This window comes from Verrucomicrobiales bacterium, from assembly GCA_016793885.1.
Classification (GTDB): domain Bacteria; phylum Verrucomicrobiota; class Verrucomicrobiia; order Limisphaerales; family UBA11320; genus UBA11320.
The window spans coordinates 29,355-43,048 of sequence record JAEUHE010000167.1 but is presented as its reverse complement, the minus strand read 5'-3'; the positions used below and the strand labels follow the sequence as shown (position 1 = coordinate 43,048).

7 protein-coding genes and 2 pseudogenes are annotated in these 13,694 nt (G+C 59.7%); all 9 read left to right on the top strand.

The window, feature by feature from the left end:
* The first annotated feature begins 179 nt into the window (after positions 1-179).
* The 9 genes and pseudogenes from JNN07_19075 to JNN07_19035 all read left to right on the top strand — a co-directional run bounded on the left by JNN07_19075 (position 180) and on the right by JNN07_19035 (position 13,651).
* Positions 180-605: pseudogene (locus tag JNN07_19075) on the top strand (response regulator).
* Between the two features lie 135 nt (positions 606-740).
* Positions 741-1,355, top strand: a pseudogene (locus JNN07_19070) (two-component sensor histidine kinase BarA).
* Between the two features lie 279 nt (positions 1,356-1,634).
* Complete coding sequence (locus JNN07_19065; GenBank protein MBL9169848.1) at positions 1,635-2,246, top strand: response regulator; 612 nt, start codon at positions 1,635-1,637, stop codon at positions 2,244-2,246.
* A 192-nt stretch (positions 2,247-2,438) separates the two neighbouring features.
* The gene (locus JNN07_19060) at positions 2,439-5,915 is read left to right on the top strand and encodes a VCBS repeat-containing protein (protein ID MBL9169847.1); all 3,477 of its coding nucleotides are present in this window, start codon (positions 2,439-2,441) and stop codon (positions 5,913-5,915) included.
* A 156-nt stretch (positions 5,916-6,071) separates the two neighbouring features.
* Complete coding sequence (locus JNN07_19055; protein MBL9169846.1) at positions 6,072-6,884, top strand: 4'-phosphopantetheinyl transferase superfamily protein; 813 nt, start codon at positions 6,072-6,074, stop codon at positions 6,882-6,884.
* Positions 6,885-6,889: 5 nt separating this feature from the next.
* Entirely contained in the window at positions 6,890-8,044 is a 1,155-nt protein-coding gene (alr, locus tag JNN07_19050; protein ID MBL9169845.1) for an alanine racemase, read from the top strand.
* A 95-nt stretch (positions 8,045-8,139) separates the two neighbouring features.
* Entirely contained in the window at positions 8,140-8,511 is a 372-nt protein-coding gene (locus JNN07_19045) for a hypothetical protein (GenBank protein MBL9169844.1), read from the top strand.
* 177 nt (positions 8,512-8,688) lie between these two features.
* Positions 8,689-11,955 (top strand): DEAD/DEAH box helicase, encoded by a 3,267-nt coding sequence (locus JNN07_19040; GenBank protein ID MBL9169843.1) that lies wholly within the window; start codon positions 8,689-8,691, stop codon positions 11,953-11,955.
* 352 nt (positions 11,956-12,307) lie between these two features.
* Entirely contained in the window at positions 12,308-13,651 is a 1,344-nt protein-coding gene (locus tag JNN07_19035) for a Gfo/Idh/MocA family oxidoreductase (protein ID MBL9169842.1), read from the top strand.
* The last annotated feature ends 43 nt before the right edge of the window (positions 13,652-13,694 follow it).

Genomic DNA, 13,694 nt, shown 5'->3' with positions numbered 1-13,694 from the left:
AGCGAGGTGGGTGCTGAGGGCACCCCTCGAACTCGTGCCGGGGTGGGTGAGCCACGCCGTGGAGAGGGAAGACAATGTTAGACTCAAAGAACTATAGCGGACCGAACCAGGCAATGAACACTTCGGCGCCCGGCACATCGGGCGATGCCGCCTGGGTCAATAGCTCGACGGAACAGCTGATGGTGCTGCTCGTGGACGATCAGGCCCTGGTGGGCGAGTCGGTCCGCCGGATGTTCATGGGCGAGGCTGGCATCATTTTTCATTACTGCGCCGAGCCGACGGAAGCCTTGCGCCTAGCCGAGGAGCTGCACCCAGCGGTGATCCTGCAGGATCTGGTTATGCCGGGCATCGATGGCCTTTCCCTGGTGCGAGACTACCGTGGCTCTCCCAAATTACGGGACACGCCCGTGATCGTCCTATCCGTACGGGAGGATTCCGTCACCAAGAAAGACGCCTTCTCGGCGGGGGCTAATGACTATCTGGTGAAGTTGCCCGATCGTCTCGAACTGGTGGCTCGAGTCCGGTACCACGCTCGAGTGCATCAGGCTCAAAGGCAACGAGACGCGGCCTTCGCTGCCCTGCGTGACAGCCAACACCAGCTCGTGGTGGCGAACACGAATCTCAACATGCTGAATCAGCGGCTCGCGGAGGCGACCCGAGCGAAATCGGAGTTCCTGGCGAACATGAGCCATGAAATCAGAACCCCGATGAATGGAATCATTGGCATGAGCACGCTGCTCATGGATACATCCCTTGATTCCGAACAGAGAGACTTCGTCGAGACTGTGCGGAATAGCGCCGAGGCTCTGCTCGCGATCATCAATGACATTTTGGACTTTTCCAAAATTGAAGCGGGTCGCATGCAGCTGGAGGAGCGCGCGTTTGACCTGCGGGCCTGCCTGGAAGAATCCCTTGAACTCGTGGCTCCGAAGGCTGCTGAAAAGGGCCTGACACTGGCCCAGTGGGTTGACCCCGCCGTGCCAGGAAAAGTGTTGGGGGATGTCACGAGGGTGAGGCAGATTCTCCTCAACTTGCTAAGCAACGCGGTTAAGTTCACCTCTTCGGGCGAGGTGATTGTCGAGGTTGAGGCCTCGACAGGCGTCGGGTCAGCCGAAGGGGCGGACCGGCAAGTTCTCCACTTTTCGGTTCGGGACACTGGCATCGGCATTCCAAGCGACCGAATGGACCGACTCTTTCAGCCCTTCAGTCAGGTTGATTGTTCCACGACGCGCGAATACGGGGGTACCGGACTCGGGTTGATGATCAGTTGGAAGCTCACCGAGCTGATGCATGGAAGGATGTGGGTGGAGAGCGAAGTCAACCGGGGTTCGGTATTCCACTTTACCATTTCCTTGAAGGCCGATTCCGCGCCCGAGACGGTCGAGAAGGTGACGGCCGGTCTGGAGGGGCGTCGACTGCTGATCGTGGAGCAGAACGCCACCAACCGCCGCATCCTGGAAATGTATTGTCGCGAGTTCCATGCGGTTCCCACGGTGGTGGGCAGCAGTAGCGAAGCCTTGAACGCCATGATTCAGAAGACCCCATTTGACCTGGTGCTGGTTGACCAGCACCTGGCCGAGTTGCCGGGGGTCAAGTTGGTCGAGTCGTTCCGACGATTGCCTGGGTGGGAGTCCATCCCGGTGGTGCTCCTCAGCCGCTCGCGCCTGCGTGGCGAGGATTCCGAGCATCGCGCCCTGGGCATCAAGGCGTCCGTCTTCAAGCCGCTGCGCCGTCGACAGCTGTTGGAGGGGCTGTGCCGAGCCTTCGGACTAGATGCCGAGACTAAGTGCCCACCCAAATCCGCTGAGATCAACCGCGGAGTCGCAGAGGCCTCGCCGCTGCGGATCCTCCTGGTTGATGATAGCATCGTGAACCAGCGGGTAACCTCGACGATGTTACGTCGAATGGGATATGCGCCCGCGGTGGCCGGCAACGGTCAAGAGGCCCTCGACGAGTTGGCACGGTCGAGCTACGACCTAGTGCTGATGGATGTTCAGATGCCTGTGATGGATGGCTATGAGGCTGCGGCTGAGATCCGTAAGCGCTGGCCGGAGCGCGAGCGCCCGATTATCGTAGCCCTCACGGCCAACGCCGTTCAGGGCGATCGGGACCTCTGTCTGCACGCCGGCATGGATGACTATTTGAGCAAGCCCCTGCGGCCGCGGGAGCTGGAGGCCACTCTCATGCGCTGGGCCGCCGGACGTTCTTCGCCGCGAAGCAGCCGCAGCTCGACGATGGCACCCTAGCAAGGACGGTGCCTGGGCCATGGGCGGCGCCCGCGAGCTTGTTCTGAAAGATTTCATCGGGTTACTGCGTAGTATTGGAAGATGTGGATGATCGCTCTTGAGTGAACGCCACCGGGATTGCTTCCGGCGTCGTCGCTCTCCCGCCTGCCACGAGGCGGTGTGAGGTCCTCCGTATTCCAAACCAACAACCCCATGTCCTCACGTTATTCTGTCCTCCGGCCGCGCGCGGCAACCCTCGCGGCCTTGACCTTTCTGGGCGGCTCCCTGCATGGCATTGAACCCGCCTTCATTTCAGTTAAACCCTTTGTGGATGAGTTTGGGTCCGGCGGTCTGGTGGACCTGACCGTATCAGCTCCCGTCCATTCCCAAGTCACCTTGCAGTTCAAGAGCGAGGTCGGGGGGGACGACTGGAAGGACTATTCGGCGCCTACGCTCGTGTCGAGCGAGAAGCCGATCACCTTCAGCGTTCCGACCTCCTTTTCTGATGGAACCACGCCGGTCCCGCATCGGTTTTTCCGCTTCCGGGTCGAAACGTTCGGCATCGACGTGGAGGACGACGGGGCTGGCGTTCGGATTGCGAGCGGATCCGAGGTCCCGGCCAATCTCCTCTTTCAGACCATTTCCGCCAAAACCGGGCAAGCGATCTTTGGTACCAACGAAAGCAGTCATGTCAATCTGCTGGCGCCTTTCAAAGCCAATGGGGCTACGCTCGAGGATGCGTTCAGCAACGCAGGTCTGCATTTGTGGACTCTTGGGCCGGCTCGGGATGATCTGGCATTCGCCAAACGACTGGCGCTACCCATCGCGCGACAGGTGAAAGGCCTGCCTGATCCGGTTGGGGATGTCGGTGAAGGGAAGATTGACGAGGGATTCAAGGGGTTGCCCGGACTGGAGGAACCCATTCTTTCGCGCCGCGACTTGCCGCCCAGCCCCAACAATGACAAGGGGCTCAAAATCGAAATCGAGGAGTCCAGGGAGGTGCTTCAGCAAGCGAATCCCCGTCTCATTGAAGCCGGCCGACACCTCCGCTTCAGTTTCCAGCTGGCGCTCGACGGGGGGCTGAAGGGAACAGCAGCCTATAGTTTGCGAGGGTCGCCTTTGCCATCCAAGGAAATCCTGACCGAGGACAGCCTGCCGAAGAACCCGCCCTTGGGGGCGCTCGTGTATGTCGTTCGCTCTCCGAAACAGGCGGCCAACCAGGAGGGTGGCATCTATTTTATCGGAGCTGAGTCAGACCCTTTCCAAGCGCGCGTCTATCAGCCGCCGTTTCGGGGCTCCCATAGCCACGTGGATCTGGCTGAAGAGTCGGTTCGACTGTCGATTCCCATTCTGGATCGCGATCAGGATCTGGAAGGTTTGCAGGTGGAAATCTATCGCTACGTGCGTCCGGCGGCGATCGGAGTGCTCACGCCGGAAGTCTTCACCAAGCTGCAGCGAAACTTCAAGCTCCTGGGGTCGGTATCGGGGAGCGAGCTCAACAAGCTGGTGGCCAGCTCGACCCGGGGTGTTCCCGCGCTTCAGGACGTCGAATTGGCTGGCGTCACCCGCGCTGCCACACTGACCCAATTGCATAACAGTGGATCCAGGGCCAAGAAGTTCAACATGGTCATCATTGGGGAGGGTTTTGCGGACACCGCTGCCGACCAGGCAGCGTTCGACAATTACATTCGGGATGTGGTGATGAAGGATCTTTTGGAGCGTGATGTGCATCCGGAGATTCTGAATGCGATCAACATTTTCCGGATCAATACCTATTCCAAACAATCGGGGGTGACTCAGGTGAATGCGAATGGGCAGGTGACCACCTCCAAGGACACCGCTTTGGGCTACCGATTCAGCGGTGATTGGAACCGATGCTGGATGGAGCCCGGTCCTGGCACCGTCGCGGCCATCGACTCTATTGTGAACACGCTGATTCCGGAGGCGGATGTCAAAGCCATCGTCCTGAACACCCCGTCCTTCGGTGGTTGCTCACGCGGGCACCACTTTGCGGTGACCAGGGGGGTGGACTGGAGCGTGTTCGCTCACGAGTTCGGGCACTTCTTCGGGAAGCTTGGGGATGAATACCAATGCAACCAGGGCGCGGCTGGCTGCGGCTCTTACAGCGGGGCTGAACCCGAAGCTAAGAACTTGACCAAGGTCACTTCGCGCAGCCTGATTGAATGGAACGATTGGATTCCGGCTTCACGGCCCGTGCCGACCGGGTTGGCGAACGTGGCCGATCAGACCCAGGATGTCGGATTGTTCCCCGGTGCCACCATGGGCAGTGGGCAATGGTGGAATGGGATCTATCGTCCCTCCTGGCGAGGGCGGATGAACAACAACAGCCCCACTCACAACCCGGTGGGATATACCGCCATGCGAGATAACGCGCGGGCTCGGCAGGATGGAGACTTCCGCAAGAGTGTCTCGGGCGACTTTAACGGGGACGGACGTACCGATCTGGTGATTCTCGATGACCGGCAACTGTCTCTCTACCTCGCCCAGGATCGGGATACGGGTGCGAACGACCCCGTCACCGGGGCGCCGCTCCGGGCGGTCACCGGAGTGCTGGAGCCGGCCTGGTACCATACCGACATTCTGTTCAACGTCCTTCGAAACAAGTCGTGGGAGTTCCGCGGCTCCGACGTGATCATTCCCGCGGATTTCGATCACGACGGACTGACCGACCTGTATGTCATCAACCTCGTGGCTTGGAATCAGGGCTATGTGGTCATGTTGAAGTCCACCGGAAAAGGGTTCGTGCCGGTTCGACGGTTCGATGGTGTGTTGCCCGGCTGGGGAGAACTACGCGCGGGCGACCAGTTCTACGCCGGCGACTTCAATGGGGACGGGCGTTCGGATCTCATGGTCTTCAACGGGCAGGATTGGTCGATGCCGTATTTCCTGATGCTCCGGTCGACGGGAGACAACCTGGCCTATGTGCATCGTTACGACCGCTTCCTTCCCGGCTGGGAAATGGGAAGGCACGAGAAGTTTCAGGTGGGGGATTTCGACGGTGATCGTCGGCAGGACTTGATCAGCCAGAACACGCAGGATTGGAATCAAGTTCATCTGATGGTCTTCCGGTCGGTCTCGACAGCGCTGGCGCTGACCGATCGGTACTATGGCGAAATCCGTATCGACAATCGCCTCTATTGGACCATGCGTCGTCAGGACGAACTGTTCCTGCCGAATTTTAACGGCGACAAGACTTCCGACCTCGTCGTATTCAATGGTCGGGATTGGTCTCCTGAGTATCTGGGGCTTTTCGCCATGGTGGAGGGCAAGCTTCGCTTCCGTCAGCGCTATGACGGGTCGGTGCCCGGGTGGGACATGCGCCGTCGCGATCGTTTCTACGTCTCGGATGTCAACGGAGACGGTCTGCAGGACCTGGTGGTTTACAATGGCGAGAACTGGTCAACCCAGTACTTGGGTGTGTTGCGTTCGGCGGGAGACGGGACCCTGACGGGCACGTGGCAGGCAGACTGGATCGGATCCTGGAACCTGGGGGCCGGCGATGACTTCCACGTGGCGGATTTTCGGGGAGCAGCCGGGTGGGACGACCTGTTCGTCTTCAACAAAAACTGGTTTGGGATGCTGCGAAGCTACTCGAACCGCTTTCAACTCGAAGCCATCTATCCGAAGTGGATTCACAACCATCGCTATCATGCATACGGGTGGTGGTAGCGCACGCCCTGGTCGAGCCTGAGGGACGAGCAGTGAAACGGTGGTGAGAGACCGAGGGGGTGGCCGAGAGGCCACCCCCTCAACATTGTTCCCCGGAGCCTGGCGGCTGCTTGTTTTCGCTGGCGGTTCAGAAGCTGGCATCGCTAGGGTTGTCGCGTGGCTCTATGCGACCCCAGATTGGCCCGATGGATACCTTCAGGACCCCCACCGCTGCTGGCGGGGGAAGCCCATGTTTGGTTGGTGCCTCTCGAAGTGGACGCATCCGATTTCCTGGCGATGGATGAGGTTCTTTGTGTCGAGGAGCGAGATCGGGCCGCGCGATTCAAGATTGCAGGCGGGCGGGAGCGCTACACCATGGGTCGCGGATTTCTGCGCGTGCTGTTGGGCCACTATGTGAAGGTGGAGCCGGCGGCCTTGACCTTCCGCTACAACAGTTATGGCAAGCCTTCGCTCTCGGACGCCGGGGGGAATCCTGGATCGGTCGCCCCCATTGGATTCAACTTGTCTCATTCGGGCGGCTATGCGGTGCTCGGGTTCACGCGCGAAGGAGAGCTGGGGGTGGATATCGAAAAGTATCGCGAAGAGGTCCTTCGCGAAAAGCTCGCTGACCGTTTCTTCGCCCCCCAAGAAGCCCAGGAGTTGGCGAGCCTTCCTCCCGAGGACCAACTACCTGGCTTTTTCGCGTGTTGGACCCGCAAGGAAGCCTACATCAAGGCGCGCGGGGATGGCCTTTCGCGCTCGTTGAGCAGCTTTGCGGTGTCCCTTCGTGCCCAGGAACCGGCAGTACTGCGGTGGTGTCACGACGATCCGGGGGTGTCGTCTCGCTGGAGGGTATGGAACCTCTCGGTGCCCACCGGCTATGCAGGGTGCCTGGTAGGGCCGGCCGGGGCCGCACGGTGTCGGGAGTTCGACCTGACCGGGGTCATCAAACCACAACTTGTCAGCGGGGCAGGTTCTGCAACACACTGACCGGAATGACGTCGAACGGGCTGACCAACCGCCGTTGCTGGGTTGAAGTAGACTTGGATGCTCTCCGTGCGAACCTTGCTTGGATCAAGCACCGGGTCGGGCCTGGGGTCCGTGTGATGACGGTGGTGAAGGCTGACGCCTATGGGCACGGACTGAAGTCGATCGCGGCCCTGCTCATGCAAAGTGGAACGGACGTTTTTGGAGTCGCCAGCTTGAGCGAGGCGGACTCGATTCGGAGCGTGGGCAAAGGCTGGCCGGTCTTGCTGTTGGGAGCAGCGCTGCCCGACGAGATTGAGTATGCCATTCGAGATGGGGTCATGCTCACCCTTTCCAGTGCGGAGCAGCTGCATCAGGTCGCCAAGGTAGCTCAGAAGCTCGGAGTGGTGGCCTCGATTCATTTGAAGGTGGATACCGGAATGGGCCGTTTGGGCGTGGCGCCAGAATTCGCCCCAGCGTTGGCGGCGGAGGCGCGTTCGACGCCTGGCATTAAGCTGGCCGGTCTTTACACGCACTATGCGAGCGTGGAGGAGGAGGCGGCGTTCACCCAAAACCAGCGACAGAGCTTTCGCAAGGTTCGGGAGGCGGTGCGTGCCGCCGGCGGCGACCCGGAATGGGTTCATAGCGCGAACAGCGCTGGGATCCTGCTCGAGCTGCCGGACGGGTGCAACGCCGTGCGCCCTGGATTGCTCGTGTATGGTGTGATCCCGCCCGGAAGTCGGTTGGGAAGTCGAATCAAGATCGATCGCTTCCAACCCGCGCTTTCCTGGAAGGCGCGGGTGAGCTATGTGAAGGAAGTGAAGGCGGGAAGCCGACTCAGCTACGGTGGGACCTATGTCGTTAAGCGGTCCAGCCGGATTGCGACGGTCACAGTGGGCTACGGCGATGGCTATCTTCGGTCGGGCAGCGGCCGTGCTGAGGTGTTGATCCAGGGGCGGCGCTGTCCGGTGGTCGGGCGGATCACCATGGATCAGATACTGGTCGACGTGACTCGGCTGGAATCGGTGAATCCGGGGGAGGAAGCCGTACTCATCGGGCAACAGGGACCGGGCTGCATCGGGGCCTCGGATGTCGCGGGGTGGATGGGTACGGTCCCGTGGGAGGTGCTGACCAGCATCACCTATCGCGTCCCCCGCGTGTATCGCGGCGGCCAGGCCAGCTAGTCGAGCGTGTCCTCGAGGCGAGGCGAGCGAGCGGCCTGGTCAAAGATTTTCCTGGTTTGCTAGCGAACGGGTCGCTATTGGTTGGAGTCAAGCTCATGAACCTGGTCTGCCGAGTTTTCTTTGGAGCACTGTTAGCCCTTCTCGCGAATGGCTGTGGGAGCAGTGTGCGAACGGACAAGTCGGTGCCACTACAAGCTGCTGCCGCGGCGGGAACCAACCAGAGTCATTCGGTTTCGCTCGGGTCCGACCTGACGGGAGAGATTACCTCCGTGAATCTCAAGGGGCAATTTGTGGTGATGCGTTTCGCCGTGGGTGTGATGCCTGCGCCCGGCACCTCCCTGGCGGTGTATCGGGACAACATCAAGGTAGGACAGGTCAAGGTCACGGGGCCCCACCGTGATACCTACACTGTCGCTGATGTGCTTCGGGGCGAGTGTCAGGCGGGAGATCGGGTGCGGGAGTTTTGAGCTCGGGTCGGAGCGATTCGGCTCAGTCTAATGAAGTGTATTCACCAAGCTGCTTCAGGTTGTAAAAAGGGGTGGATCGAATCTTTTTTAACACGTGAGCGATTTCTGATTGACCGCAAGTGCCGGTCTATGACGTCATCATGACTCACTTTCCTTGGATTTTTTTGGACACGACTCATGGCCAAAGTATCGAGTAAAAACGGACGTTCATCGCGTTACTCCGCCAGCACAAAGTACGATGCGCACCACACGGTCTTGTCAAAGACCTACGGTGCCCTGGCGGATTTGCGGCGCGAACTCGCGGAGCCCAAGACCCGGGTCTCCGAACGCGAGGAGCTCTTGAAGCTCTTTGCAGAGTGCGCGGACTCACAGCGTGCCTGGCTTTTATTGGAGGATTATTTCGAGCGTCTCTCGCTCTCTCGAAAAGACTTTGGCGGTCAGGATTGGTGGCCGCGGATCATGGCGGCGCAGGGTAAGGATCGCGTTGAGGAGGTGGCGATGCTCTTTCTTCGAGCGCAGCGTTCGCTGCCCACGGAGCTGCAGCCATTCGCCAATGCTGCTCGGTTCGCTGAGATCGAGGAGGCGGAGGCGGAGCACCGGAATTTGCTGCTGCTGGAGAATTGGATGTTCCCCCCGGCACCGACTCACTTGGATTCACCGCGGGCCAGTGTGCGGGTGGTGTGCGAACTCAAGCCGTTGGCGGATCGGCCGCATCTGCATGCGCTCGAGCTGCGGATCATTCTTTCGCGTCCCCGCACGGGTGAAAAGGCCCGATCTATCGCGGATCTGGTGGACCTGCTGACTCGGGCTGCGCATGAGCAGGAGCTGTTTCCACCGGCCGACTGGGAACTGATCCAATGGGCGACGTCGTTCTATCGAGACCATCCGCCCAAGAGCGAATCCCTTACTTTGTCCGGGGTTGATCTGCTCAGATGGTTGTGCCGCTGGGGCTCATCGGGTCGGCTAGAGTTAGCTAAGAAACCTCTGCTGTTTGAGGGGCAGGTGATCCAGTTGGTTCCCGAATTGATTCAAAACGCCCAGGGACTGGATTTTGTTCATCGGATCACCTTGCCGAGCGGGCAGCCTCGATCTTTGACCGAGGCACGATTCTTTGATGGCGAGCCGGCCTTGGCATTGGTTGACCAAACCGTTTATGTCGTGCGGAACGCTCCGCCGGCCGAGTTGGTGCAGTTCTGGGCGGAGCGGCCCTCCGTCCCGGTGGGCAAGCTGAGCATTCGGTTGCGAACCCATCTGCGTCGAAGCCAGGCAGGATCCGGGGCTGACTGGGACTCGCTGTGCGTGTCCCACACCGCCATCCCTCAGTTTGTGTTCGAGCTCGCGGAGGACACCGTACGGCTTCGACTGCTGGCGCGCAGCGAGCGCAACAAGAGCGTTTGGCACTGGACGGGACAAGACTGGCAGGTCGATCCTCCGTATGTGGCCTCGCTCGACAAGGCTGAAGTGCTGGAGGACGCTCGCCTGGAGGCGGCGGTTGCCTGGTTGCGTCGGTTGGACTGGTTTACACCCGAACCCGGCGTATGGGTCGGGGATGCGAACGAGAATTTCTTGGGCGTGCTGGCCGCGATTTGGCCGAACCGACCAAAGGAAGCGGACTATTTGGGTAACCAAGCCTTCCAACGGCTGTTCCTCTCGCCCCGCCAGCTGCGTCCGACACTCATTGTCAAGGGAAGTGGTATCGACTGGTTTACGGTTTCGGCGGAGTGGGAGCAGGAGGGCATGAAGCTCACCCCAGCGGATCTGCATCGCCTGCAGTCGGCCACGGGCCGCTTCGTGAAGCTTCCGGATGCCGGTTGGGTCGAACTCGACATTCGGGCGGTATCTCAAGCGCATGAGGCCATGGCGGACCTCGGTTTGGAGAATCTGAGCGCAAGCCCGCAGAAGGTGCCCATGGAGCAGGCAGCTCATCTTGACGAAGAAGCTTTGAAGCGCTTCGGCGACAGCAGCGAAGCCAAGCTCCTCCGCAAGCGTCTTTCCGACTTTGAGGGGATTCCTGAGGTGAAGCTGCCCAAGGGCGTGGATGCCGAGTTGCGTCCGTATCAGAAGGAAGGTTTCTCGTTCCTGTGCCATCTGACGCAGATGCATCTCGGAGGCATTCTGGCGGACGACATGGGGCTCGGAAAAACGCTCCAGACGCTCACGTGGCTGACCTGGTTGCACGAGCGAAATTCGAAGAACCCAAAACCGGCGCTGGTCATTTGTCCGGCCTCGGTGCTGCACAACTGGCGGCGTGAGTCCAATCGGTTCGCGCCCCATCTGCGCGTGTTGGTGCTGGAGAGTGGCTCGGCTCGGCACAACCTGCGCAAACAGATTCCCCAGCACGATCTCATCGTGACCAACTACGCGCTGCTGCGTCGAGATCTCGAGGCTCTGCAGAAGTTTTCCTTCGGTGCCCTGATTCTGGATGAAGCTCAGTTCATCAAGAACCCGACCGCTCAAGTCACTCAGTCGGTCAAGCAATTGAAGGCGGACCAGAGGCTGGCGTTGACCGGGACGCCGCTGGAAAATCGGCTCCTCGATCTCTGGAGTATCACCGATTTCGTGCAGCCGACCTACCTGGGATCCCAGGAACACTTTTCCCAGACCTACGATGTTCGTGGAGAGGGCGAGGAAGGGGAAGCCGCCCAGCGCATCGCGCGTCGCCGGCTGTCCTCGAAACTCCGTCCGCTTATGTTGCGGCGGCTTAAGCGTCAGGTCGCGAAAGATTTGCCGGAACGAATCGAGGTTCGTCGCGACTGCGAATTGGGCGATGAACAGCGCAAGTTGTATCTGGCGGAGTTGCGTCGCAGCCGCGACCAGATCATGCAGGCGGTGGCCGAGAAAGGCCTCATGAAGAGCAAGATCCATGTCCTGGCGGCTCTTACCCGTTTGCGGCAGATCTGCTGTCATCCCCGCTTGGTGGGAAGCGACACTGCTTCGGGCAAGACCGAAACGCTGATGGAATTGCTCGAGCCGCTGCTGGAGGAGGGACAAAAGGTTCTCGTCTTCAGTCAATTCGTCCAGATGCTGAAGCTGATGGAGACCGAGTGTGCCAATCTGAAGATCCCGACGCATATCCTCACGGGGGAATCGAAGGAGCGCCAGGAGATTGTCCAAGCTTTCCAGAACGATCCGCGACCGGGTGTGTTTTTGTTGAGTTTGCGCGCAGCGGGCACGGGTTTGAATCTCACCACCGCCAGTTACGTGATCCTCTACGATCCGTGGTGGAATCCGGCCGTGGAGGCTCAGGCCATCGATCGGTCGCATCGAATCGGTCAGACTCGAACCGTGCACGCTTACCGCCTGATCGCGCCCGGAACGGTCGAGGAAAAGATCTGGGAACTGCAGCAGCGCAAGGCCCAGACGATCTCGGATGTCTTGGGGGAGGAAGGCTTCGCTCGGAGTTTGTCTAAGGACGATCTCGAGTACCTGTTCTCGGAGGACTGACCAGGCCTCGGAGTTGATTACCTCCTGGTGAGAATAACGGATCCCGACTCCGTCGGGGGGCAAAAGCTGTAGAGGGCTACAGCACTCCATAACGTCAAGCGCCTCGCGAAGCGTCTTGGAGTGCGGTAGCCCTCTGCCGCTTTTCAGGACCCGACGCAGTCGGGAGCCTTTGTTCTCCCCCGGATTTAGCCACACCCTCCCATGCCCCTCTTAACTGTCTCTTGAATTCTGTGCGAAGGCTGTCTATGGTCCGATCCATTCCATCGCAACGTGCTGTCCAGTCAGTACTTTTCGGTGAATATCGCGCTGTCGACGTGTCGTCGAATGCGTATCGTTAAACGAATCTGATACTATGAATGACTCCCGATCCTCTCAAATCGTGGTGCCGGTCACGCGCCGCGGCTTTCTTAAGTCCACTTCAACGGTTGTCGCAGGCAGCGCTTTGATGAGTGCGCTGACGCCGGATCGCTTTGCCCTGGGAGCGTCGCCGGGAGACACCCTGAAGCTAGCGCTCGTGGGCTGTGGCGGTCGTGGTTCGGGGGCTGCCAACCAGGCGTTGAGCACCCAGGGTGGCACCAAACTAGTCGCTGTCGCGGATGTCTTCAAAGATCGCATGGAGTCGAGCCTGCGTAGCCTCAAGGAGTCGCATAAGGAGAAGGTTGAGGTTCCCGAGGAGAACAAATTCATCGGCTTTGAAGCCTACAAGCAGGCCATCAGCTTGGCTGACGTCGTCATCTTGGCCACTCCTCCGGGATTCCGGCCCATGATGTTTGAGGAGGCCATTCGGCAGGGTAAGCATGTGTTCATGGAAAAGCCGGTCGCGGTCGACGGGCCGGGCGTTCGTCGTGTTCTGGCCGCCGCCGAAGAAGCCAAGAAAAAGAATCTGAAAGTCGGAGTGGGGCTGCAACGCCATCACCAAGCTGGTTACATCGAAACGATCAAGCGCCTCCACGGCGGTGAGATTGGTGACATCGTCGCCATGCGCGCCTACTGGAATGGCAGCACGCCTTGGGTCAAGCCCCGCAAGGATCTCGAGGCGAAGTTCGGTCGCCCGTTGACCGAAATGGAGTACCAGATGCAAAATTGGTACTACTTTGTTTGGACCTGTGGTGACCATATTTGCGAACAGCACATTCACAACCTGGACGTCATCAACTGGGTCAAGAATAGCTATCCTGTCCGTTGCAATGGCATGGGCGGTTGCGAAGTGCGAAAAGGCAAGGACTACGGCGAAATCTTCGACCATCACGCCGTGGAGTATGAGTATGCCGATGGCTCCCGTCTCTCCAGCCAATGCCGTCACATCCTCAATTGCTGGAATAGCGTTAGCGAGCACGCGGTCGGCACTAAAGGCAGCTGCGACGTCAGCAGCCATATCATCCGTGGCACCAATGCCTGGCGATTCAAGGACGAGAAAAAGAAGGATCCCTATCAGCAGGAACACGATGATCTGTTCGATGCGATCCGCAATGACCGTCCCTACAACGAGGCCGAGAACGGCGCGAAGAGCTCTCTGACTGCCGTGATGGGCCGGATGGCCACCTACTCCGGGAAAGTGATTGATTGGGAGGCAGCCCTGAACTCCACCATCGACACTATGCCGAAGAACCTCGATTGGGACGCCGATCCTGGTATTCGTCCGGGGCCGGATGGGATGTATCCGCGCGCGATTCCCGGCAAAACGGTGGCCGTTTGATCCTCTCCACCATTGAAATTCGACAAGAACCCCTCCTCGCGAT

What these genes read in the sequence shown, in the direction of transcription:
- JNN07_19060 (MBL9169847.1), top strand. Translation starts at nt 2,439, where the DNA reads ATGTCCTCACGTTATTCTGTCCTCCGGCCGCGCGCGGCAACCCTCGCG.
- alr (MBL9169845.1), top strand. Translation starts at nt 6,890, where the DNA reads ATGACGTCGAACGGGCTGACCAACCGCCGTTGCTGGGTTGAAGTAGAC.
- JNN07_19045 (MBL9169844.1), top strand. Translation starts at nt 8,140, where the DNA reads ATGAACCTGGTCTGCCGAGTTTTCTTTGGAGCACTGTTAGCCCTTCTC.
- JNN07_19040 (MBL9169843.1), top strand. Translation starts at nt 8,689, where the DNA reads ATGGCCAAAGTATCGAGTAAAAACGGACGTTCATCGCGTTACTCCGCC.
- JNN07_19035 (MBL9169842.1), top strand. Translation starts at nt 12,308, where the DNA reads ATGAATGACTCCCGATCCTCTCAAATCGTGGTGCCGGTCACGCGCCGC.